Origin of the sequence: Nocardia sp. CA-129566, assembly GCF_050956075.1 — a bacterium.
In the GTDB taxonomy this organism is placed as follows: domain Bacteria; phylum Actinomycetota; class Actinomycetes; order Mycobacteriales; family Mycobacteriaceae; genus Nocardia.
The window spans coordinates 5,163,594-5,187,355 of record NZ_CP192085.1 but is presented as its reverse complement, the minus strand read 5'-3'; the positions used below and the strand labels follow the sequence as shown (position 1 = coordinate 5,187,355).

21 protein-coding genes are annotated in these 23,762 nt (G+C 65.0%); 9 read left to right on the top strand and 12 right to left on the bottom strand.

Annotated elements, in window-relative coordinates; all coding sequences use genetic code 11:
* The first annotated feature begins 669 nt into the window (after nt 1-669).
* The 3 genes from ACQP0C_RS22435 to ACQP0C_RS22425 are packed head-to-tail and all read left to right on the top strand — an operon-like array spanning nt 670 to nt 4,575.
* Entirely contained in the window at nt 670-1,167 is a 498-nt protein-coding gene (locus ACQP0C_RS22435; protein WP_433722755.1) for a MarR family winged helix-turn-helix transcriptional regulator, read from the top strand.
* A gap of 37 nt (nt 1,168-1,204) precedes the next feature.
* Entirely contained in the window at nt 1,205-3,754 is a 2,550-nt protein-coding gene (locus ACQP0C_RS22430) for an MFS transporter (RefSeq protein WP_433734623.1), read from the top strand.
* Nucleotides 3,754-4,575, top strand: coding sequence for a YceI family protein (locus ACQP0C_RS22425; protein WP_433722753.1), 822 nt, complete (start codon nt 3,754-3,756; stop codon nt 4,573-4,575). The genes ACQP0C_RS22430 and ACQP0C_RS22425 overlap by 1 nt, the downstream gene beginning before the upstream one ends.
* Nucleotides 4,576-4,736: 161 nt before the next feature.
* Here ACQP0C_RS22425 and ACQP0C_RS22420 read toward each other — a convergent pair whose 3' ends face one another.
* Together ACQP0C_RS22420 and ACQP0C_RS22415 are read right to left on the bottom strand one after the other, a co-directional pair.
* A complete protein-coding gene (locus ACQP0C_RS22420) occupies nt 4,737-5,582 on the bottom strand; it encodes a 3-hydroxybutyryl-CoA dehydrogenase (protein ID WP_433722751.1) in 846 nt (281 codons plus the stop codon).
* A 91-nt stretch (nt 5,583-5,673) separates the two neighbouring features.
* A complete protein-coding gene (locus tag ACQP0C_RS22415) occupies nt 5,674-7,074 on the bottom strand; it encodes a HupE/UreJ family protein (protein ID WP_433722750.1) in 1,401 nt (466 codons plus the stop codon).
* A 659-nt stretch (nt 7,075-7,733) separates the two neighbouring features.
* On the opposite strand from ACQP0C_RS22415, the gene ACQP0C_RS22410 reads away from it, so the two are divergent.
* The 4 genes from ACQP0C_RS22410 (at nt 7,734) to ACQP0C_RS22395 (ending at nt 9,813) form a co-directional block, all read left to right on the top strand.
* Nucleotides 7,734-7,862, top strand: coding sequence for a hypothetical protein (locus ACQP0C_RS22410; protein WP_433722748.1), 129 nt, complete (start codon nt 7,734-7,736; stop codon nt 7,860-7,862).
* A 123-nt stretch (nt 7,863-7,985) separates the two neighbouring features.
* On the top strand, nt 7,986-8,183 hold the full coding sequence (locus ACQP0C_RS22405; protein WP_433722747.1) for a hypothetical protein: 198 nt from the start codon (nt 7,986-7,988) through the stop codon (nt 8,181-8,183).
* Nucleotides 8,184-8,517: 334 nt separating this feature from the next.
* Complete coding sequence (locus ACQP0C_RS22400) at nt 8,518-8,790, top strand: hypothetical protein (protein WP_433722745.1); 273 nt, start codon at nt 8,518-8,520, stop codon at nt 8,788-8,790.
* A gap of 402 nt (nt 8,791-9,192) precedes the next feature.
* A complete protein-coding gene (locus tag ACQP0C_RS22395; RefSeq protein WP_433722743.1) occupies nt 9,193-9,813 on the top strand; it encodes a hypothetical protein in 621 nt (206 codons plus the stop codon).
* Nucleotides 9,814-9,864: 51 nt separating this feature from the next.
* On the opposite strand, the gene ACQP0C_RS22390 is transcribed toward ACQP0C_RS22395, so the two are convergent.
* Complete coding sequence (locus tag ACQP0C_RS22390) at nt 9,865-10,389, bottom strand: hypothetical protein (RefSeq protein ID WP_433722741.1); 525 nt, start codon at nt 10,387-10,389, stop codon at nt 9,865-9,867.
* 198 nt (nt 10,390-10,587) lie between these two features.
* Here ACQP0C_RS22390 and ACQP0C_RS22385 point away from each other — a divergent pair, with 198 nt between their 5' ends.
* Both ACQP0C_RS22385 and ACQP0C_RS22380 read left to right on the top strand, forming a co-directional pair.
* Nucleotides 10,588-10,989: a cupin domain-containing protein gene (locus tag ACQP0C_RS22385; protein ID WP_433722739.1), complete on the top strand. Its 402-nt coding sequence runs from the start codon at nt 10,588-10,590 to the stop codon at nt 10,987-10,989.
* 162 nt (nt 10,990-11,151) lie between these two features.
* Nucleotides 11,152-12,522 (top strand): FAD-binding oxidoreductase, encoded by a 1,371-nt coding sequence (locus tag ACQP0C_RS22380; RefSeq protein ID WP_433722737.1) that lies wholly within the window; start codon nt 11,152-11,154, stop codon nt 12,520-12,522.
* Between the two features lie 482 nt (nt 12,523-13,004).
* Here ACQP0C_RS22380 and ACQP0C_RS22375 read toward each other — a convergent pair whose 3' ends face one another.
* The 9 genes from ACQP0C_RS22375 to ACQP0C_RS22335 are packed head-to-tail and all read right to left on the bottom strand — an operon-like array spanning nt 13,005 to nt 23,761.
* Complete coding sequence (locus ACQP0C_RS22375; protein WP_433722735.1) at nt 13,005-14,447, bottom strand: FAD-dependent oxidoreductase; 1,443 nt, start codon at nt 14,445-14,447, stop codon at nt 13,005-13,007.
* Nucleotides 14,444-16,636, bottom strand: coding sequence for a molybdopterin oxidoreductase family protein (locus tag ACQP0C_RS22370; protein WP_433722733.1), 2,193 nt, complete (start codon nt 16,634-16,636; stop codon nt 14,444-14,446). The genes ACQP0C_RS22375 and ACQP0C_RS22370 overlap by 4 nt, the downstream gene beginning before the upstream one ends.
* Nucleotides 16,637-16,652: 16 nt before the next feature.
* Nucleotides 16,653-18,023, bottom strand: a complete 1,371-nt coding sequence (locus ACQP0C_RS22365) for an MFS transporter (RefSeq protein WP_433722731.1) — start codon at nt 18,021-18,023, stop codon at nt 16,653-16,655.
* A 49-nt stretch (nt 18,024-18,072) separates the two neighbouring features.
* A complete protein-coding gene (locus tag ACQP0C_RS22360; RefSeq protein ID WP_433722729.1) occupies nt 18,073-19,725 on the bottom strand; it encodes a class I adenylate-forming enzyme family protein in 1,653 nt (550 codons plus the stop codon).
* Nucleotides 19,718-20,416, bottom strand: coding sequence for a transglutaminase-like domain-containing protein (locus ACQP0C_RS22355; protein WP_433722727.1), 699 nt, complete (start codon nt 20,414-20,416; stop codon nt 19,718-19,720). Before ACQP0C_RS22355 ends, ACQP0C_RS22360 begins: the two co-directional genes overlap by 8 nt.
* Nucleotides 20,417-20,428: 12 nt before the next feature.
* Entirely contained in the window at nt 20,429-21,568 is a 1,140-nt protein-coding gene (locus ACQP0C_RS22350) for an acyl-CoA dehydrogenase family protein (protein WP_433722725.1), read from the bottom strand.
* A gap of 12 nt (nt 21,569-21,580) precedes the next feature.
* Nucleotides 21,581-21,955, bottom strand: a complete 375-nt coding sequence (locus ACQP0C_RS22345) for an ectoine synthase (RefSeq protein WP_433722723.1) — start codon at nt 21,953-21,955, stop codon at nt 21,581-21,583.
* Nucleotides 21,956-21,985: 30 nt separating this feature from the next.
* Complete coding sequence (locus ACQP0C_RS22340; protein WP_433722721.1) at nt 21,986-22,252, bottom strand: acyl carrier protein; 267 nt, start codon at nt 22,250-22,252, stop codon at nt 21,986-21,988.
* Nucleotides 22,253-22,264: 12 nt separating this feature from the next.
* Nucleotides 22,265-23,761, bottom strand: coding sequence for an AMP-binding protein (locus ACQP0C_RS22335; RefSeq protein ID WP_433722719.1), 1,497 nt, complete (start codon nt 23,759-23,761; stop codon nt 22,265-22,267).
* Nucleotide 23,762 lies beyond the last annotated feature (1 nt).

Sequence of the window (23,762 nt, the reverse complement as noted above, 5' to 3'; positions counted from 1 at the left end):
ATGCGTTCAGAAGATCGCAATTGGGTTGACGGGGACTCTCGTCATGCCATGAATGTGTGGTGGTGCGGCAACGAGTAGGGAGCCGTAGCGACCAAGTTCCGCGCAGACCGACAGTCTCCCACGTGATCGCCCGAGAGATATTCGTGAATGCGCTCTCGTCCGCACAGTGGTGCTCGTTGATATGTCATGTGCCTGAGACTGTATGGGCGGCGAGGGGAGTTCGGGTCCGCGGCGTGTGCGGATTGATGAGTGTGGTGATCGAGCTGCGTCGATTCGCGCCGTGCAGACGTGCGACGTGAACGCGTGAGTGTGTTGCTTCTCCGCCTGGGCGATGTGGCCTAGATCAATCGGCGACGGCGTAAATACGCCGTCGCGTTTCACGGCGAAACCAGAAGAGTTGCGTTGTCCGAACCGGCGTGCAAGCCGTGCGGTGGCGCCCGTCTGGCGGGGTCCTGCGGCCAGTTGCGCTGCACTGCGGGTATGGGCAAGGCGGCGCGAGGTTTGCCAGTCCGCTCGGCAACCGGTTCGCGCCGGGGTGGCGACGAGTCGAGCAGCTCGTCCACGTGCACCGCCGGGGCGATGTCCGTCGTCCGCCAGCTAATTGCTTAGCGCAAGTAACCTATGTATAGTTGCGTAGCGCAAGCAACTAATCTCGTGCTGGGAGTGGGCATGGCAGTGTCACCCGATACGGCTCAGAGCCTGATAAAGGAGCTCTATTTCATGGGCCGGGCGATCCGCGCTGCCCTCTCACACCCGGAAGAAGGGCACCTGCTGCCAGGGGGTGTCGGCGTGCTGGGCTCCCTCGAGGCCAGGGGGGCGTGCCGGCAGGTGGATCTGGCGGTGGACTTGTGCATCAGCCCATCGACACTGAGCAGGCATGTCGCCGAGCTGGTGAGCTCCGGCGACATTGCCCGCCATGCCGATCCCAGCGACGGCCGGGCCACCCTCATCCACATCACCGACCAGGGACGCGATCTGCTGCAGCGCATCCGGGTGTCGCGGGCACGGGGATTGCAGGCTGCTCTCGCCGATTGGAGCGAGGACGAAGCCGAGCAGGCCGCCATGGTTGTTCAGAAGCTCAGGAATTCACTGGCCGCAATCGCGCACCACACCGCGGTGGGCGAGAGCGAGCCGGTTTCGGCAGAGAGTCAGGAAGTGGATGTCTAATTCAGTCGATGCCGGGACGCGGCGCGATCCGAACGCGATGACTCATCGTCAGGTCCTGGAAGCCATGACCGGGCTGCTGGCAGCGCTGTTCACGGCGCTGCTCAGCACCACGATTGTGTCGACCGCGCTACCCACGATCATCGGCGACCTGCAGGGGTCGCAGACCGCATACGCCTGGGTCATCACCACGGCGCTGCTGGCCAACGCCGCATCCACCCCGATCTGGGGCAAGTTCGCCGATCTGTTCAACAAGAAGCTGTTGGTCCAGTCGGCCATCGTCATCTTCGTCGTCGGTTCGGTGATCGCAGGCGTCGCGGGCAACGTGCCCATGCTGTTGGCGGCACGCGTCATCCAGGGTGTCGGCATGGGCGGGTTGACCGCGCTCGTCGTCGCGATCATCGGCTCCATCGTCGCGCCGCGCGAACGCGGACGGTATTCCGGCTACATGGGTGCCGTGATGGCGGTTTCGATGTCGGGTGGACCCATCCTCGGCGGCGTCATCGTCGACAGTCCGCTCGGCTGGCGCTGGTGCTTCTTCGTGTGTGTGCCCCTGGCCGTGATCGCGCTGGTGCTGTTGCAGGCGACCTTGCGGCTGCCCACCGAGCGTAAGGACGGCGTGTCGATCGACTGGCTCGGCGCCACACTGCTCACCGGCGGTGTGTCGGTCCTGCTCGTTTGGGTGTCGTTCGTCGGGAAAGCCGGCTACTACGCCTGGCTCTCCAGAGAATCGGCGCTCTACGTCGGCATCGGCGTGCTGCTGCTGATCGCGACCGTGTGGGTCGAGTCTCGCGCCAAGTCGCCGATCATCCCACTGGCGATCGTTACCGAACGCACCACCGGTCTGGCGATCATCGCCTCGATCGCGGTCGGAGTCGGCATGTTCGGTGCGACCACTTTTCTGGGCCAGTATTTCCAGACCGCACGCGGATATTCACCCACTGTGGCCGGTGTGCTGACCATCCCGATGGTCGCGGGCATGCTCATCGCCTCGGTCGGCTCTGGACAGCTGATCACCCGGTTCGGCAAGTGGAAGCCGTTCGTCGTCGCAGGCGGTGCGCTGCTGGTGGTCGGATTCACGCTGCTCTCGACGATCGACCACGCGACGAACCTGTGGCTGGTCGGGATGTATATCGCCATTGTCGGGCTCGGCGTCGGCATGATGATGCAGAACCTGGTGCTGGCCGTGCAGAACACCGTGAGCGTGCACAACATCGGCGCGGCGTCGAGCAGCGTCGCTTTCTTCCGTACATTCGGCGGCGCGATCGGTGTCTCGGTGCTCGGTTCGGTGCTGGCTACCCGAGTGAGCGAGCTGTCGGCAGAGGGCTTCGCCCGGCTCGGCGTCAAAACTGGGTCCTCCGGCGGCAGCAACCTGAATCTCGATGCCTTGCCGACACCGATAGCCACGATCGTGCGCGCCTCCTACGGTGACGCGACCGGCCGGATCTTCCTCATCGCCGCGGCTGCGACGGTCGTCGCCCTCCTCGCGACCGCGCTGCTTCCGAACCGTCCGCTGCGCCGCACGATCGATATCGATCCGCCCCTCGACCCGACCACGAAAAAGTCTGTGTCGCAGGACAATCCGACCGCCGCGGACGAGATGGCGGCACTGGATGCCGAACTGGCTGTATTCGCGGAGTCGAGCTGGGACGAAAACCAACTCTGGGAAGACGCCGAGCGGGTGATGTCCGAGCCCGAACCGGTGCCGGCGGCGTCGGTCGGAGGGCATGCGTCGGTGGAGCAGAACGGTCGTGTGTATCGGGTTGTTGCGTCGTCGCAGACCGGTCTGTCGACCGGCGGCTTGTCCGGGTCGGACTTCGGCGGTGGGGCGTTGGGTGGTCGTGTCCATCGTGAGGACGGTCGTCCGGTGCCGGGCGCGGTGTTGACGTTGATCGATCACGGCGGCCGTCAGGTCGCGCGGGCGAGCAGTGCTGCTGATGGTGGTTATGCGATCACTGCGCCGGAGATGGGTGGCTATGTGTTGATCGTGTCGGCGATGGGGCACCAGCCGACCGCTGTCAATGTGTCGGTCGATCATCGGCCCCAGCGCCTGGATCTGACCCTGGTGGGTTCCGGTGAGTTGTCGGGTGTGGTCCGTACCGCCGGCCACGGTGTGCCGTTGGCGGGTGCGACCGTCACGTTGACCGATTTGCGTGGGGAGGTGGTCGGTGCGGCCGTCACCGGCGGCGACGGCACCTACGTGTGCCACGGTGTGGTGTCGGGTGTCTACACCTTGGTCGCGGTCGCCGAGCATATGCGCCCCAGTGCCACCACACTGACGGTGCCGGACAGTGGTGTGTTGCGGCACGACATCGAGTTGGCTGCGATGGCGGTGCTTGCCGGGTCCGCGCGGGCCGAGGGCGGCCGGGCGGTGCCGGACGTGCTGGTCAGTGTGCTCGACGCGGCGGGTGAGGTGACCGCGACGGCACGCACCGACGAGAACGGCTGTTATGTCGTGACCGATCTGCTCGAAGGGCAGTACACCGTGGTTGCTCGCGGCTATCCGCCGGTGACCGGGCAGGTCACCGTGTCCGGTGGCGAGGTCGCCTACGATGTGCGGCTCGGTTATGACGAGCCTGGGGACCGTTGATGAGCGGGTTGACCGGTCGTGTGTGCACCGCGAAGGGGTGGCCGGTGCCGGATGCGGTGTTGACGGTGACGGATTCGCGGGGCCGCCAGATCGCCCGTGCGCTCGTCGACGAGACCGGGGCGGTGGGCACCGAACTGTTGCCTGCCGGTATTCATATCGCAGTGCTCACTGCTGTCGGGTTCGAGCCGGTGGCGCGAACCGTGCAGATCTCTTCGGTGGGGACGGGTGCGCTCGGTGAGGTGGTGTTGGTGCCGGCCGTGGGGGCGGTGGCATCGCCGCCGCCGGGGCCGTGGACGATCGATCCGGCGCATTCGACGGTGATCGCAACTGCGCGTCATCTGGGTATTGCGAGTATCAAGGCCCGATTCGCGGAGGTGAGTGGCCGACTCGATATTGCTGAGCCGTTCGAGCGGTCCACGGGGCACGCGGAGATCAAGGCGGCGGGTATCGATACCGGCGTCTCGATGCGCGACAATCACCTGCGTTCGCCGGAGTTCTTGGATGTCGACAGCTATCCGATGATCACTTTCACCGGCAGCGGGTTGCGTCGTACCGGTGGTGACACCTGGGTGATGTCGGGTGAGCTGACCCTGCACGGGCAGCGTCGCTCGGTCGATCTCGACGTGACCTATGGTGGGTTCGGACCGGACCCGTGGGGTGGTGTGCGTGCCGCGTTCCACGCCGAAACACTATTGCACCGCAACGATTTCGCGATCGATTACAACGCGGTCGTGCGCGCGGGAGTGGCCGCCATCGGCACCACCGTCAAACTCGACCTCGACATCGAAGTTGTACAAGGCGAGCAGCTACCCGCAATCTAGGTAACTGCGGCCGAAATATCCTGTACCGGAAGAGCCTTGGGCGAATCGTGCGTTCGCGACGACCGGTCGTTGTCGATCTTGTTGACCCGGTCCGGCGACGCGGCGTCGGTCGTGGTTCGGCCGCCCGCACTCGTCGCGCGGGCGGCCGATTTCATAACGGATCAGTAGGTGTAGAAACCGCGGCCGGTCTTGCGGCCCAGGTATCCGGCGTCGACCATGCGGCGCAGCAGCACTGGCGGCGCGTACTGGGGTTCGCCGAACTCGGCGTAGAGGGACTCGGCGACGGCGAGCGTGACATCCAGGCCGACGGTGTCGGTCAGGCGCAGCGGACCCATCGGGTGAGCGCAGCCGCTGACCATACCCTCGTCGATGTCCTCGGCACTGGCGAAACCGGTCTCGAACATGCGGATCGCGTTGCACAGGTAGGGGATCAGCAGGGCGTTGACGATGAAGCCGGCCTGATCCTTGGATTCGATGGTGCGCTTACCCAGCACGTCGCGGGCGTAGGCGGTCACCTTGTCGACGACCGCACGCTCGGTCTTGAGAGTCACGACAATCTCGACCAGCGGCAGCACCGGGACCGGGTTGAAGAAGTGCACACCCACCACCCGGCCCGGATCGGCGGTGGCATTGGCCAGCCGGATGACCGGGATCGACGAGGTATTGGTGGCAAGGATGGTCTCGGGGGAGACGATGGCATCCAGCTTGGTGAAGAAGTCGGCCTTGAGCGATTCGATCTCCGGCGCGGCCTCGATGACCAACTCGCGGTCGGCGAAATCGTCGATCGACGTAGTGAGCGTGATGTGGGCGCGGGCCGCGTCGGCGGCGGCCTGTTCGAGGCGGCCGGATTTCACCGCGCGAGCTAGGGACTTCTCGATACGCCCGACGGCGGCATCGGCCGCCTCGATGTCGCGTTCGAGAATCAGGACCGACCCGCCCGCGCGGGCGGCTACTTCGGCGATACCGGCACCCATGGTGCCGCCGCCGATCACGCCGATGCGTTCCACTTTCGATTTCTCCTTGCACTCGGGTTACTCGCAGATATCCTCCTAGACCGGGCGCACCCACCATCAGTTGGGCGGGCACTGTGAGATCTGATCAACTGACAGTGAGTTCGCCGGGCGGGCGAGCATACCTTCGGCGACATCGCCTCGAGGTAGTCGATGGTCGGACTGCGCGCTGGCTATGGCCCACACCGCTCGCAGGCACAGGATTTCGGTGTTGCTGGCGTCGGGTCCTCGAAGTGCCCGATGACCGCTGTCTCAGCACCTGGGCGGCCAGCACCACAACGGCGACAACGGCCGCGGCAATGATGATCGGAACAAGCATTGTGCCGCCGCGGTCCGCGGCACGGGCGATCGGGTTGGCGAAACCGAGTCGATCGAACGCCCAGCCGAAGGCGGCGACGATCACCAGGAGTGAGCCGCCGACGCGAAGGACTGGCTGAGCTGGGGTGGTGGCCAGTACCAGCAGGGGTGGCAGGGCGAGCGCGACCAGCAGCAACTGAATGGCCTCGATGCCGAGATTGAACCCGAGCACACTGAGCGCCAGTTGGCCGGTGGACAGCTTCAGCTCGGCCAGGCTGAACGAGAACGCCATGCCGTGCACAAGCCCGAATGCCGCGGCGACGACGGCTTCTCGGCCCGGGAACAGCGGCCGGACGGCGTGTGCGCCGCCCACCAGGATCGTCGCGGCGATGAGTGTCTCGATCGGGCGCGCAGGGATCTCCAGCCGACTCAGAGCGCTGACCACGAGCGCAGCGGAGTGCCCCAGGGTGAATGCGATTGTGACAGCCACGATGTGGCGCACGGCGCGACGCAAGCGGTTGTCCGGGTGCCAATGACCAGCCTTGGCTATCAGCACAGCTGGTAGTAGGAGGGTGAACAGAAACAGGAGGTGGTCAGTGCCCTCCAGAATGTGATGGCCACCGAGTATCACCATCCCGACGAATCCCCGCCAAGCGCTGGCATTGGTCAGATCCACCGATAGGGGTGGCACGGTCATGGACTCGGCGTCCATGCGTACGACGCCGACCTGCGCGGCGTCATTGCCGGCATCGACTCGCCCGGCTCGCCAGTCCTGACGGACCGAGACGATGGCGATGTGGGTGACAACCTTGTGGATGACGGCGTCGTAGCCCAACACGAATCGGCGCATGTCGAGGCCTGTCGGCGGGGTCAACACCGCATGGACGACGAGTTCTTTGTAAGAACCGGTGACCGTCTGGTCTGCGTAGTCCACACGCATGTCATTGATCTGGACGGTCCACGGCACGCCGTCCGGCGTGGTCGGCCGCAGATGGCCGCGCACATAGCTCGCCAGTCCGGCGGAGTCCTCGGCCGACAGGCGCGTGCGCAAGTCGACACCGATACCGCTCGCCTCCGCGAGATCGGCTGTGGGTATCAACAATTCGGCATTGATCGCCGTCTCGCGCACATCGAGCAGAACCTTGGTGCCCGGCATCGGATGCGCTGGCGCGGCAATCGGGTTGTACAGCAATACAATAACTGCACAACCCAGCGCGACCAGTGCTCTTAGTAGCGTTCGTGTCACGGGCCAAGGATGCTCGTTCCGTGGGTACGCCTGAATCGGTCGATCTACCTATCTTCGCGACGGCTTGCAAGGCCCGCATGCGGATAGCCTCTTGGGCCCGAGGCGCCTGGCGACAGAGTGGCGGCTGGGCCGGGATAGTTCTGGCCAAAGCCCGGTGTCGAAGTTTGGTGGCGCCGCTGATCACATTTCCGCAGTCGGAGGTTCGAAATGCCCTTTCCCGCAAGGGATTCGCCAGAGGCGTGTCGGGTCCTGTTCGACTCCGCACACCCCAAGGGCGAGAAACTGCACCTCACGCTGGAAATCGTTCGCCGCAACGACACCATGACCGGCTTCGTCGTGCTGCCACACCTGGCTCGTCGAACGCTCACCGGCCTGGATAGGCACTTGTGGTGCCTCGTTCTTGATCACCGAGGACCGAGGGAGTTTCGTGCACCTCACCGTGCATACCGGGCAACTGGTGGCCGAACGCGCGGCCACGACCATCACCCCCGGTCAGTCTCGAACTGGCCAGCAAGGATCCCTCTTTGTGGCGCCACGGGATTCGAACGTCACATGGGCACGAACTACGCGGTGTTCAGCGGCCTCGCCAACACCGGTCGGTGTGGGTGTCCACCGAGCGCATCTCGGTGGAGGCCGCGATCTACGACGAATTCGTCGACCGGATCGTATCGAATGTGGGGCGCTGCGGCTGGGCGTCGACGGCCCGGACATCGGTGCCGAACTTGGCGCGATGACCTCCACCGCGCACGTCGACACGGTCATGGGCACATAATCCGAAAGTAGAGACATGGTGCCGGTTCCACGGAGTAGCCTACGGCTCCATGAGCGCATGCGAGGTTTGCGGTAACGATTACGCTATGCCGATCGTCGTCGAGGCTCAGGGAATGCGGCATGTCTTCGACTGCTTCGAATGTGCGATCCACCGCATGGCACCTATGTGCGAGCACTGCAACTGCAAGATCATCGGCCACGGTGTGGAGGCGGATGGTCGATTCTTCTGCTGTGTGCACTGCGCCGTGTCCGAGGGCGCCAAAGGTTTGGTCGACCACGTGTGAGGGGCGGTGTCGTCCCGGGACCAAGGGTTCGGGACTGCCCCGGCTTGGTTGACCTCTGATCTGAGGACCTGGCCGCGGACGGGATTCCCGTCGCGGTGACCTACCGGGTGCTGTCGGTGTTATGGCGGCGGGGTGGGCTGTGCTGTGCTGTTATCACACAGGCGTTGATGCCCGCCGGTGCGTCTACGACCATCGGTGACCGGTTGCCGACCCGTGCGTGTCGGTGGGCGGGCGACGGCTATCAGACGGTCGAGCGTCGATCTCATCGGCAAGTGGTGCCAGGTGACCAGAGAATCTTTCGGGTCGTCATTTCCTGATAGTCGGCCTAGCCGGGATGGACTGCGAATCCATCCAGCGCCGAAGGATAGGTGCTGAGGGGAGGCGTCTTGCCAGCGTCCATCGCAGCCTGCCGGATGCCGTCGACGCCGATCTCGGTGCGGGCAAGGGAAAGGATCGGCGTCATGCCTCAGCCACTGCTGACGGCGTGGTCAACGAGTCCAGCGGCATGCGGATCAAAAAGCCCAGTGGCGAAACCGGTGTGGTCGACTTCGACTTCCTCGAACACGGTCACTCCTTGGCATCGGTGTCGAATGAAGGATCGAATTGATCAGTGCAGTAAGGGTTTCGGGCTCGCTGTCGTCGCGAACGGCATTGCCGCTCGCTGGAACAGACTCGCGGGTCATACCGTGCGCTTGTTGTCGAGGGCCAGGGATCTTCTTGTCTCCCTTCCTTGGCCGAAACAGCGACCGGTTGCGGTGTCGAGAGGGGTCTGACGTTGAAATCCACTGCCATGCTGGGCTTTCCCCGGATGAGGCGGAATTCTGTGTAGCAGGCCGCGACGGCAGCAATATCCGATGAACAGCCGTCAGCGTCGAAATCGGGTCGGCGAGGGCGGGTGCTGTCGGTTCGCACCCGGCAGCTATTGCGTGGCTGGCTGCGGAGGAGCAGTGTGAATGGCACCGGTGGCGCCACCGGGGCGCTGCCTCCGAGCAGAGAGGGGGTGGGGGTCGTGTATGCACGCTCCATGACAATTCAGGCGCGACCCTCCGCTATTGATGCCGGGATTGCGCATGTACGCGACGACGTGATGCCGGCGTTGGCCGACGTCGCGGGCTATGTCGGGCTGTCTTTGCTCGTCGATCGGCGGTCCGGCCGGTGCATCGCCACGAGCGCGTGGGAGTCGGAGGAGGCGATGCGCGACAGCGCGGACCGGGTCGACCCGATTCGCGAACGCGTCGTCGAGATATTCGGCGGCGGTGCGCAGGTCGAGGAATGGGAGATCGCGGTCCTGCATCGCGATCACCGTTCGCCGCAGGGTGCCTGGGTCCGCGCTGTCTGGGTCAAGACCGACCCGGAACGGCTCGACGCGGCCGTCGAGACCTATAGGTCCCAGTTTCTGTCGGAAATGGAGACGCTCGAGGGGTTCTGCAGTGCGAGCTTCGTGATCAACAGGGCATCAGGGCGCGCCGTGTCCTGTGTCACCTACGACGGCGCCGAGTCGATGATTCACAACCGTGACCAGGCTGCCTCGCTGCGCGCCGATGCCAGCCGCCGATCCGGTGCCGATGTGATCGATGGCGGTGAGTTCGAGTTGGCGCTGGCGCATCTGCGTGTACCCGAATCGGTATGACTGCGCCGTCGTGGTCCGTCACCACGACGGCACAACGGCCTGGGCTTCTGCTCAGCCCTGTGTGAGGTGTCGCTGATATAGCCGCGCACTCGGTGAGTTCGTCGCGGTCGACCCACCCGGCCACAACTGGCTGTTGATCTGCCGATGGCAGGGCTGACGCGCGCTGTCGTCGCATAGGACCCGCGACGACAGCGCGCCGCCGGTCCGTTGCGCGACCCGATCGCAGTTGCGCGCCGCGCGCTGACCGAGTGCCGACTGCTCGGCAGGCCACCAGCAGATTTCTTCTTCGGGCACCTCGTCCACTGCGAGCAAGGGGGCGCATGAGTGCTGCCTCGACAACGCGACCGCGGGCGAGGTCGGTTGGCTGTGTCCGGCAAAAACGAATATGGCCGCATCGACAAGCGCGACATGTGCGCCGACGCGACGATGACAGCGATCCTGGTACCCGATCTTTGCGCGGCTCTGGATACTACGAATCGGGCGCTGGCTGAATAAGTTACCAACCATGTCCAACAGGCCCACGAGCGACCCGACACCGGTTTCCGGCGCATCATCCGGCACCGTGGGCGCGGGCACTGCGGACCTGACATGTTCGGGCTCGGTCGGGATTTTCTGGGCGCACCGACCGGCCATCGAAAGCCCGCTACCGAGCCGGGATCGCGCGCGCCGAACCGAAATTCGGAATTTTACGATAATCCGCGGCGGCGGTGGCCTGGCGAGCAGCCGTCTGTACGACGAATATGAATCGCACTCACCACTAGGGATGTGAAATCTATGAATCAACCAGTCGAGCCGACTGTAGTTCGTGGGAAAACTGCCGCCAATTTCAAGGGAGCCGAAGGGGTTGTCGCCAAGGCGCTGATCGACGGCCAGTCGGCGGGCGCGAAGAATGTGGCCTTCGGCTATATCGCATTCGCCCCCGGCAGCAGCCGTCCGCCCGAGACGATGGAGGCCGAGGAGATCATTTATGTTCTCGAAGGCCGTACCACGATAATTTCGGGCGGCAAAGAATTCACGCTGCACGCCGGTGACGCGATCTATATCCCGCCGCACACCGAGCATCAGCACACGAATCCGGACGATACCGAAGTGCTGCGGCAGCTCTACATCTTTTCGCCGCCCGGCGAAGAGGGCGTCCGGGAATGGCCCGAAGTGGCCGACGGCGACGTACTCTGAATCACTCTGCATCACTTCGAGCCATTCCGCCCGGGAGTTCAGGCGTCCTCGAACAGTCCCGTGGCAGTTGATTTCCTGTGGCACCGCGTCCATCGCCTAACGGTTCGACTCCGCGCTCAGGACGATAACCGGAAAATACACCGAGATATAAGGACTTTCATCATGAGCACTTCCGAACCGCGTTTGATCGGTCCGGCCGATCCCGGCTGGGACGCCGCGCGCCAGGCATGGAATCTGGCCGCCGATCAGAAACCCGCGTATGTGGCGGAGCCGACCGATCCGGCCGAGGTCGTCGCCGTTCTCGACTACGCCCGGCGCGCGGGATTGCGGGTCGCCCCGCAGGGCACCGGACACAATGCCGGTGCTTACGCCTCGCTGGCGGGCTGCATTCTGCTCACCACCCGGCGTATGCGGGAGGTCGAGGTCCGGCCCGACGAGCGGATCGCACGGGTGGGCGCGGGAGCGATCTGGGCCGAGGTCACCGAGGCCACGACCCCGCACGGGCTCTATCCGATGGCGGGATCGTCGCCGGATATCAGCACGATCGGGTTCTGCCTCGGGGGCGGCGTGGCCTGGCTGGGCCGCAAGTACGGACTCGCCGCCAATCACGTCACCGCCGTGGAGTTGGTCCTGCCGGACGGAGAGATTCGCCGGGTCACCGCGACCTCGGATGCGGAGCTGTTCTGGGGACTGCGCGGAGGCGGCGGGAACTTCGGCGTCGTCACCGCGCTCGAGTTCCGGCTGCTGTCGATCGAGGTGTACGCGGGCATGTTCCTGTGGCCCTTCGAACGCCGTGACGACGTGCTCGACACGTGGTACAAGATGACCCGCACCGCGCCCGAGGAACTCACCACGGCGCTGCGCATCATGCACTGGCCGGTCATGGAGGACGGGCGGCCGGAGTTCCTGTCCGGTCGGTCGCTGGTGGTCATCGATGGCGCGTTCATCGGGTCCGAGGCGGACGGTGCCGAGGCCGTCGCCGCGCTGCGCGCGCTCGAGCCCGAGATGGACACCTGGGCGCCCATCACTGCCGCCGAGCTGAGCCATATGCACATGGACCCCGAGCAGCCGACGCCGTTCGCCAGCGCGGGCATGGTGCTGGGCGATCTCGACGACGCCGGACTGCGTGCCTTCACCGACGCGGTCGACCTGGGTAGCCCGCTGCTGTTCGCCGGATTGCGCCATACCGGCGGCGCCTTCGCCCGCCAGCCGGAGGACTCCGGTGCGCTGGGCGCACTGCCCGGCAGCTACCTGATGGAGGGGATCGGCCTGGTCACTGCACCCGAACTCGCGGAGCCGATCGACATCGCCCTGCGACAGCTGCGCGCGGCGATGAGCCGCTACGACACCGGGCGGGTGTACGCGAACTTCGTCGACCGGCCGACCGATGTGTCGACCGTCTATGACGAGGCCAGCTTCCGTCGACTGCGCGAGCTGCGCGCGAGCGTCGACCCCGATGGACTGATGGTGGCCAGCCATCCGATACCAGTGGGTGTGGACGCGAAAGAAACTGTCGCGCAAGGCATGATCTGATCACCTGAATACGGGTCGTTCCGGACAGCCATTCCGTCGCCGAGCGCGCCGAGCCGCGACATGGTTCGGCGCGCTTTCGCGTTTCCGGCGACATCTGTCCGACACCGATGGGTGGGTGCGAAAGACACTGTCGCGCAAGGCATGCGCTCTGATCGTAGGAAGTGCGGGCGGTTCCGACGATCACTCCGTTGCGGAGTGCGCCGGGCCGTGAAGACGGTCCGGCACGCTTCGCGGGTCCCGCGCCATCTGCGAACATCCTCGCGCATCCGCGCCTCGGATGTCGCCGTGCTGTGTACTTCTCAGCTTTGAATGTCGCTGTGCCTTGGACGTTTCCGCGCTGTGGACGTGTCGTCGCGGACACGCTGAACGGCACCAGTCGACCACGACCGCCGATCGCCACGACAGGTCGGCGCACGGCCTCGCTGGTCGGGATCACCGGGCAAGGTCGATCCGGCGCGCCTTCCCACGGCTCGTGGAACGCGCTATACCTTCGCGAACTCGACGACAATCCGTTCGACCACATTTCGGCAAGTTCCACAGCCGGTGCCAGCCCGTGTCGACGCCATGACGTCTTCCACAGTGCGGGCGCTCCCGTGCAAGGCCCGGACGATCTGCCCCTTCGGGACGTTGTTGCAGTGGCAAACTGTGGCCGAGTCATCGCCACGGGCGGGCTCGTCGTAGCTTCGGCTGGTATCGGCGACAAGCAGACCGATACGGTCGGCAGGGGTGGGGGCCGCATTGTCGTAGAGCTGTGTGATCGCCCCGATCGTCGACGCGTCACCCAGCAGAATGGCACCGGCCAAGCGGTCGTTTTCGATGACCAGCTTCTTGTAGATCCCCCGGGCGGCGTCGACCAATTGCACGATCTCGGCCGCATGGTCGTCGTTTCTCCGGGACGACTCGCCCACCGTCGCCAAATCGATGTCACTGGCCTTCAAGCGCGTGACCAGCCGAGAGCCTCGATAGCGGACCGTCGAATCCGCGTCGGTGAGAAGTTCGGCCAATACTGCCGCCTGTTCCCACACGGGCGCCACCAGTCCATAGACGGTCTGATCGTGCTCGGCGCATTCGCCGAGTGCTCGAATGGACGGATCTGTCACCGAACGCAATTCGGAATCCACCACAATGCCCCGATCGACGGCCAGACCGGCCGCCACGGCGAGGCTCGTCTGCGGTTTGACCCCGCACGCGAAGACGACCAGGTCGGCATTGAGCACCTCGCCGCCGGCGAGTTCGACACCGGTGACCCGCGCGGTCGGCGTCTCGAACTCGCGCATCTCGGTCCGCAGCCCGGTGACCTGCGCGCCCGTGCGTGCGGCGATCCCGAGACCTTCGAGTGTGTGCGCCAGAATTCTGCCCGCGACCGGGTCGAGGTGGCGCTCCATGAGGTGCCGGGCGCGATGGGCGATGGTCACCGTCAGCCCACGACCGGCCAGCGCCCTGGCGGCCTCGACGCCGAGCAGCCCGCCACCGATCACCACGCAGTGCCGCGCGCGGTCGGCCGCCATGATGTCGATGCAGTCATCGATGGTGCGTAAGGCCATCGCGCCGCGTGGCAATCTCCCATCCGCACCGATACCGGCGACGGGCGGCACAATGGCGGTCGAGCCGGTGGCCAGCACCAGCGTGTCGAAGGCCGTCACTGTGCCATTCGAGGCGACCACCTTCTTCGCGTCCCGGTCGATATGAGTGACCTGAACGCCGAGATTGACGGTGACCTCGTGCGCGTCGTACCAGTCGGGCTGGAGCAGCCCGATCTGATCCGGCCGGGTTCGCCCCGCCAACACATCCGACAGCAGCACCCGGTTGTAGGGGAGATGGGTCTCCGCGCCGAAGACCGTGATCGGCACGGTCGGGTCCCGGTCGCGAATGCCGCTGACCAGCCGGGTTCCGGCCATTCCGTGTCCTACCACGACGATGCTCATAGTCGCTGCTCCTCGCCCGCGTCCTCGGATGGGGCGGTGTCCTCTCGGATGAGTCGGACCGCGCAGACCTTGAACTCGGGCATGCGCGAGTGCGGGTCCAAGGCCGGATTGGTGAGCAGGTTCACCCGCTGATCACCGGCCCAGTGGAATGGAATGAAGACGGTGTCGCGGCGGATATCGGCATTCAGGCGCGCCCGCACGACGATGCCGCCGCGGCGCGAACTCACCCGGACCCGGCAGCCGTCCTCGATGTCGAATCGCTCGGCCAGATCCGGGTGGATCTCCAGCCGCGGCTCGCGCGCCGCGGCGACCAGGGATGCGATCCGGCGGGTCTGCGCGCCGCTCTGATAATGGGCCAGCACCCGTCCGGTGGTCAGATACACCGGATAGTCCGCGTCGATGTCCTCATCCGCGCCGTGCTGGCGCACCGCGGTGAACCGGGCCCGGCCGTCCGGGGTGGGAAAACGGTCCAGAAATGGATACGGCGTGCCATTGCGTGCCGTGCCGTTCTCGGGCGTCGCCGGGCACGGCCAGAACACGCCGCCTTCTCGTTCGATCCGTTCATAGGTGATGCCGCTGTAGTCGGCGATACCGCCCGCGCTGGCGGCGCGCAATTCGTCGAAGACGACCTCCGGTCGTCCGGACCAGGTGCCCGGTGCGCCAAGTCTGCCGGCCAATTCGGCGAGTACCTCGAGATCGCTGCGCACCCCGGGCGGTGGCGCGAGCGCGCGGCGGCGGCGCAGCACCCGCCCTTCCAGATTCGTCATTGTGCCGGACTCTTCGGCCCATTGGGTGACCGGCAGCACCACATCGGCGATGGCCGCGGTCTCCGACAGCACGAAATCGCACACCACCAAGGCATCCAGTGTGCGCAGCCGCTGTTCGACCAGCGCGGCATGCGGCGCGGAGACCACCGGGTTGCTGCCGAGCACCAGCAGCCCTTTCGGGCCGAGGGAAGTGCCGAGCGCGGACAGCATTTCGAAGGCCGAGCGTCCCGGACCGGGCAGCCACTCGGGATCGACGGCCCACACCTTCGCCACATGTGCTCGGGCGCGCGGGTCATCGATGCGCCGGTAGCCGGGCAACTGGTCGGCCTTCTGGCCGTGTTCACGTCCGCCCTGACCATTTCCCTGCCCGGTCAGACAGCCGAAGCCGGACCCGACCCGACCCGGAAGTCCCAGCGCCAGAGCCAGATTGATGAACGCGGTGACGGTATCGGTGCCGTCGGCGTGCTGTTCCGCGCCGCGCGCGGTCAGAATCAACGCGCGCCGCGCCCCGGCCACTAGCCGCACCACCGTGCGCATCCGCGCGACCGCGACGCCGGCGAGCCGCTCCACCCGCTCGGGCCAGAACTCATTGATGGCGATGCGGACGTCAGCGAATCCGCGGGTGCGCGCGGCGATGTACTCGTCATCGACGCATCCCTCGGTGACCGCGATATGCAGCAGAGCATTCGCCAAGGCGAGATCGGTCGACGGCCGTGGTTGAAGATGCACATCGGCCACGCGCGCGGTCGGTGTGTGCCGCGGATCGATGACGATGAGCGTGCCACCTCGCGCGCGCTGCTGGTTCAGGTGTCGCATGAACGGTGGCATGGTCTCGGCCGGGTTCGCGCCGACCAACACGATCACATCCGCATCGGCCAGATCGGTGATCGGCACCGGCAGCCCGCGGTCCATGCCGAAGGCCCGATTCATCGCCGCCGCCGCCGAGGACATGCAGAATCGGCCGTTGTAGTCGATCTGCGATGTCCGCAACGCGACCCTGGCGAATTTGCCCAGCTGATAAGTCTTTTCATTGGTCAGTCCGCCACCGCCGAAGACGCCGACCCCGTCGCGGCCGTGGGTGTCCTGGATACGCCGGAAATCATCGACGATCCGGCGCAAAGCCTCATCCCAGGTGCACGGTCGCAATGGCGCGCCTTTGTGCGCACGCATCAGCGGAGTCGTCAGCCGATCCGGGTGGCCCAGGAGTTCGGCCGCTGTCCACCCCTTCTGACACAGACCACCCGAATTCGCGGGCACATCCGTCCTCGGTGTCACCGTTGCCGTCGTCCGAGCGCCCGGCGCGACGGCCACACGCATACCGCATTGCAATGCGCAGTACGGGCAGTGCGTCGGTGTGCCCGGGTCCGCCGGGGCATCGATGACGGGTAGTTCGGTTGTCGAGTTCATGTCCGGTCTCGTCATCAGCGGTTGCCTCCACTCACACGCCGACTTCGGCCAGGCTGACCCCGTTGTGTCCGGTCCGATCCTTGCGCAGGTAATACGCCCAGGTGAGGGCCATGCACAGCAGATAGAAGATCGCGAGGGCCGCCAAGGCGGGCAGGATGGACCCGCTCGCATCCAGCGAGACGCGGAACACCTGCTGAATCAGGGCTCCCCCTACCGCGCCCGCCGCGGACACGATCCCGATCGCCGCAGCCGCGTTCCGGCGAGCCGTCATACTCGCCGGCCGACCGGTCTCCTGCACACGGGCGCGAAAAATCGCGGGGATCATCTTGTAGGTGGAGCCATTGCCTATCCCGGTGGCGGCGAATACGAAAAGGAACGCACACAAATACCACGGCCAGCTCTGCGCCCGGCTGGCGACCGCGACCGCGACGATCCCGACGGCCAGCAGCACGAAGTCGATCATGGTTACCCGAGCGCCCCCGAACCGGTCGGCCAGCCAACCGCCCAATGGACGCGCCGCCGCGCCGACCAGAGCGCCGATCCAGATGAACTGCGCGATCCGAATGTCCGGGAACTCGATCCGGGTCAGCACGCCGAAGGAGAACGAATAACCGATGAACGATCCGAATGTGCCCACATAGAGAATCGACATTATGAGGGTGTGCCGCTCGCGGCCGATCCGTTTCAGCTCCGCCAACGAATACGCCGAAGTGGCGCTCGCCAGGTTGTCCATGAAGACATACGCACATACTGCGGCGATTATTATCAGCGGCATCCACACCAAGCCCAGATTCACCAACCCGACCGTCAGCACCAAAGGCGGTATCGTCAATTGCGTGACGCTCGCTCCGAGATTGCCTCCGGCGGCATTCAATCCCAGCGGTAGACCTTGTTTGTCCGCCGGGTAGAAATGCGTGATATTCGACATCGACGACGCGAAGATCCCGCCGCCCACCCCGGCCGTCGCGGCAATCGGCAACAATGCCCAATACGGCAGCCCCGGATGGCTCGCGGCATACATGAACAGCGCCCATGGAACCAGCAGCAATGCCGCGGATATCACCGACCAGTTCCGGCCGCCATAGCGGGCCGGGGCGAATGTGTAGGGAATCCGCAATGCGGCTCCCACGAGATTCGGTATGGTGGTCAACCACAGGGTTTGTCCCACCGACAGCACCATGCCGTTCGAGCGCAGGTCCCATACCGTCACACTCCACAACAGCCAGGTGCAGAAGCCGAGATGGTCGATTGCAATTGAGCAGACGAGATTTCGCCGGGCGACTGCCCGACCCGTCCGCTCCCAGAATCGACCATCATCCGGATGCCATTGTGTGATTCGATCTCGGCCGAAACTCCCGGACTGTGGAACATGAGTATGCCGGGAAAATTCGGTGGTGGCCATGATGCTCCTGTCCAGACGTTCGGCCAGACTCGATCGAATTGTTTCTACGTCAGCCGGGTATCAGCGACTCGGCCAGTCGTGTCCGCAATTCTCGTTTCAGCACCTTGCCGGTCGGACCGACCGGTAGGTCCGCGTCACGGCGTGCCACCACGGCCGCGGACAGAACCGGCAGATCCGCCGACCGCAGCGCGGCGTTCAAACTGGTCAGCAGTTCGTCCGCCGTCGGCTCGACGACATCCGATGGCAAGACGATCATCGCCACCGGACATGCCTTGCCGCCGGTCCCCGGCACACCGACCACGGCGCAGTCCTGAACCAGTCCAGCGCAGTCGGCGAGCAGCACCTCCTCCAAGGGCAGGCTGTAGACGGGGCCGTCCGCGGCGTCGATCACATCGGCCGAGCGATCCAGATGATAGAAGCGTCCGTCGTCCGCCTTGCGGACGATGTCACCCGACAGCCAGAACCCGCTGAGGGTGTGCTGATCGGTGAGATCGGGCGCATTCCAATACCCGGGGGTGCGGGTCGGTGACTTGACGCCCAACAGCCCCGCCGACCCATCGCTGATCTCGACCCCGTCCGGCGTGAGCACCGTCGCCGCCTCCACCACGTCGATGGGCGCGCCGATGCAGCAGTCCGCACGCTCGGTTTCGGGTGTGGTGATGTGCTCGAACAGCGACATACCCAGTTCGGACGAGCCGAGTCCATCGATGAACCGCGAACCCGCCAGCTCGGTCGGGCCGACCAGACCGGCTGGGCGGCGTCCCAATTGCACCAGTCGTCGGACGTGCCCATAGTGCGCGCGATCACCGGTGCTGATCCAGGTGTGGATATTGGCGGTGGCCAACGTCGGCGGGCGTCCGGTGGCCAGTTCGACGTAGCTGCGGGGGAACGCGACCATCACGGTCGGCTGGAACACCCGCATCACCGGCTCGATCACGGCGCGCCGCCAACTCGACACCGCCACCGTGGGAAGACCGATCAGCGTCGAATTCAACAGATAGCTGATACCGGCGGCGTGCGTCTGCGGCATGGCGCTGAGCAGCCGGTCCGATGGCTGCGACGGAAAGCGCAGTACCCGGTCGCGGCGACCCACCCAGTACCGCTGATGACCGACGATCGTCGCCTTGGGCATCCCCGTCGTGCCGGAGGAGTGGATGAGCGCGACCATGTCATCGGCGGCGGGTGCGTGCGGATACTCCGAGGGCAGTGCCGTCGCACCGGAATCGTTGGCGCGCACCGCATCCGGCGTCGTCACGAAGCGCAGCCGGTGCCGTCCCGCCACCGCCGGATCGTCGCTCACCAGCGCGACCACGCCGACGTGGTCGAGATAGGCGCGCAGGGTGTCCGGCGGCATCGCGCTGTTGATCAGCGCCGGAATCGCGCCGAGTGCGGTCAGGGCGAGGAATTGCAGGAAGGGATTGATCCCGTCGGAAAGATGCACTCCGACGATCTCCCCCGCCCGGACATCGTGTGCGTGGTACCAGGCCGCGCACCGGTCGCGGATGGTCTCCAAGTCGCGCAGACTGTGGCCGATCAGCCGGACCTCGCCGTCGTGGTCGAGATCGTGCTCGTAGAGAAAGGGGACCTCGGCATTCGGATTGTGGGCCAGCGCGTATTGCAGGAACGCGCCCGCGCCGATGCCCGGTTCGTCGAGCATGGCCAGTCGCGCCGACCGCGAGGCTATGGGGCGGAGGTCAAGCATGATGGTCTCCCGAGAGAACGGCGGAGTTCGCCTCGGTGACGAGCGAACCTCCGAGAGTGGTCGTCGATCCCGACACGAACGCGGGATGTTTGGCGCTGAGCTGGTGGTGGACGAATTCATAAGGGAGATCGTCGAATTCGCCGTGCAGCTGAAGGAACTCCATGCGCGCCCCGCCCGCGTCGTCGAATGGATGATTCATGCTGTCGGAGTTGCCGTCGAATTCCAGCGGCGCCAGCTTGTAGATCTTGCACAGCAGTTTGTTGAACACCGGCGTCGCCTTGACCCAGCGTCCGTCGAGGTACACGGCGGTCAGGGCGTGGAAGAAGATCTCGCCACCGACGAGATCGCGCAGCCGCCCGGAGGCCAGGTGGTTGCGGACATCGCCGAAGACCAATCGGCTCGGCACGCCGACCGCGCGGGTGGCCGCGGCGTACAACACGGATTTGTGCAGACAGAATCCCTGCCCGCTGGTCGCCACGGAACTGGCACGCAGTCCGGTGCGGGAGATATCGATGCCGTACACGTCGTAGAAGATGTCGTCGCGCACCGCGTAGTAGAGCTCGACCGCCTGCTCTTTTGGCGACAGGTCGGCATTCCCCAGCACTCGATCCACGAATCTCCGGATTTCGGTGGAATCGTGATCGAGAAACTCGGTCGCAGCCAGGGTGGGGCTTGATCCGTTCGTTGTCATGATTACCTTTCGTTACAAGCCGAGCATTGCCGCCACGCGACTGTATTGAACTTCGGTCGTGCCGGAGTAGATCGTTCCGGCGACCGCATTGCGAATATCCTGTTCCAGGCCGTGCTCGGTCATGTAGCCATAGGCTCCGAAAACTTGCACGGCCGAGAGTGCGGTCGACAATGCGTTGCGGCTGGTAATTAGTTTGCTGATGGCGATATCGATGGTGACGTCATTGCTCCGGGACAGCTTGACCGCCGTCTCATAGAGCCACATGCGCGCGGTCTCGATGCCGATTTTCATATCGACTATCTGGCTCGACACCGCCTGATTGGACCCGATCTTCCGGCCGAACTGCTCGCGGATCTTGGCGTATTCGACGACCTTCTCGAAGCGGTGCTGCATTTCGCCCACATTGATGATGAACGAGTACAGGATCTCCCGTTTCATGACGTAGTCGAGGACGAAGAAGCCCGAGCCGAGCCGGCCCAGAACATTCGCCACCGGAACCCGGCAGTTGTCCAGGAACAACTCGCACATGGGTGAGGTCCTGAGCCCCATCTTGTCGATCGGACCACCGAATTGCAGACCTGGCGTGTCGCGTTCCACGACGAATGCCGTCGTCGCTCGGGCGCTGCCCGCGGATTCGGTTCGCGCGTATACGACGATCAGGTCGGCGATCGGTCCATTGCTCACGAAAGCCTTGCTTCCGTCGAGGACGTACACATCCCCGTCCAGGACCGCGGTGGTGCGCATGGCCATGGCGTCCGAACCGGCGGACGGCTCGGTGATGGCATGCGCCCCGATGAGATCGCCCTCGCAGATCCCCTGCATATAGCGCGATTTGACCTCGGCCGACCCGAACCTGCTCACCGGTGTGCCGGTGCTGGCCAGATGGGTCGAGGCGGAAAAGCTCAGGCCGCCGTCCCGACACGCGTACCCCAAACCCTCGAGTACGTACATGGTGGTGAGCAGGTCCTGGCCGAGTCCGCCCCACTCCGCGGCGAACGGCAGGGCGAACAGACCGGTCCGCGCGAGCAGTTTCCACTTCGACCGCGGAAACTCATGGTTGCGATCGTCGGTTACATGTCCTTCCGAGAGCTGGGGTCCGAGTGCCACCACAGCGTCGCGCAGTTCTTGCTGTTGTGCTGTCCATGTGATCACGGCCGGTTCCTGTCAGTATTGCGAGAAACCGCTGGCGTCGAGGGTGTGTTTCTCGTCGCCACGAATCGGGGGATTCCAGATGCTGATCAAATGCATATCTTCGGCAGCGGCCGCGGACAGAATGTGCGCGTCGTGCTGATCGAGTCCGTACAGAACTCCGGGTTCGATGATGAAGGTTTCACCCTCGGCGGTGGTGACCTCTCCCTTTCCGGAGATGCAGTAGCAGGCTTCCAGATGTCTGCGGTACTGAAGTCTGGATTGCGATCCCGCGGCGACGACCGTATGAGCCACCGCGAAACCCATGCCGTCCGCCGCGACGAGGAGTCGGTGACTCTGGCCATTTCCCCATTCGACGACAGGAGCCTCGGATTTAGACTTGATAATCATGATGATTTCCGGCTTTCGAGGAGCGAAGAATTATTCTCTGGTACGAGCTGGCTGCCTGCCGAATTCTGCGATGAGATCGCTGATGGAGGCCACGGACCGAAAATTGTCCGGAGCGATGTCGATCTCGTCGACCGGTATGGCGTAGCGGTCGCGCAGCCAAGCCACGATGCGCAGCACGCTGAGGCTGTCGATGACGCCGGTGCCGATGAGATCCAGATCCGCGGCCAATTCCGCCGGCGCCACGTCGGGCACGAAATTCTTACAAATGAAGGCTCGGACTTCGTGGATGTCGTTCATGACTTTTCCTGTTCATTGAATTGTCTGGAGCCGAACCCGGCTCCGGTCCGGTTTTCCGGTCGAGGTCTTGGGAATCGGAAGGTCGGTGATGGAAATCGAGGTCGGTATCGCGGTGCGCGGCAGCAGGCGAGCGCAATGCGAACGCAAGTGCAAGCTGTTGAGCGCGCTTCCGGCTTCGCGTTGCACCAGCGCGTGCAGCCGAGTGCCGGCCAACTCGTCCGGCAGCCCGACCACCACGGCCTCGCGCACGTCCGGGTGGGCCAGGATGACTCGTTCGACCTCCTGGGTGTTGGTGCGGACGCCGCGCACCTTGACATGGAAGTCGTTGCGCCCCTCCAGCACGATGGTTCCGTCCGGACGCCGCGTGACCAGATCGCCGGTGCGGTAGTACACCCCCGGCGTGCGGCCGTCCGGATGCGCGACGAACCGTCCCTTGTCGAGTTCACTGTCGAGATAGCCCCGCGTTTGGAACGGCGTCGAGGTCAGCAACTCGCCGGAGCCCGCCCCGTCCACGACCATCTCGTCGGGACCCACGATCACGACATCCACACCCGGCAGCGGCCGACCCAGCGGAACGCCGTCGGCCAGCGGGAGCGTCGCCCGGTCGATCTCGTGGATCAGGCTGTCATTGGTCTCCGTGCAGCCGTAGACGTTGTACAGCCGCGCTGCCGGAAACAGCTCCGCCATGGCCGCCAGCAGACTCGATGGCATCGAGTCGCCGGTGAAGAGCACATGGCGGACACCGGGCAGCACCTGCCCGCCGCGCCGCACGGCTGCCCCGAGCAACCGGTAGAAGAACGGAACCGACTGGACCAGATCGATACCGGGCGCGGCGAGCGAGTCGAGCAGATGATCGGAATTCGTCGCCTGGTCCGGATCGACCAGCACCACACAGCCGCCGAACCGAAGGGTCGCCCACACATCGAGCAACGACAGATCGAAGTTCAGCGGCGCGTAGCTCAGCACGCGGGTGCCGCGACCGATGCCGAAAGCCTTTGCGGCCCAGTCGACAAAGCGGTCCACCGCCGGACCGGTCAAGGGTACGACCTTCGGCGTGCCCGTGCTGCCGGAGGTGGTCAGCAACAGCGACACATCCGGCCGTATCGGACGACGTGACTCGTCGCCGTCGACCCCACCCGACACCGGGCGACTCTCGATGACCGGCGACCCGTCGGCCAGCACGCCGACCGACAGGACATCCGTGCAACCCGCCCGCAGACACAGGGTGTGCGATATCTCGCCCCCCAGACTTGGGGAAGCCAGCAAGACCGGTCGCTGCGCCCGGACGCACGCCAGCACCAGGGCGATAGTTTCCGGTGATTTCGTTGCCACCACACATAATGGTTCGGTCGCGTCCGGCGAATATGTAGGCAACTGTCCGTGGAATTCATATGTCATGGCGAGTAACTGACGGTATGTCGTCCGCGCACCGCGGAATATCAACGCGGGATCTTCGCCATTCATCCCCGCCGCTTCGACGAGCGCGCGCAACATTTCTTTCGACGGCATT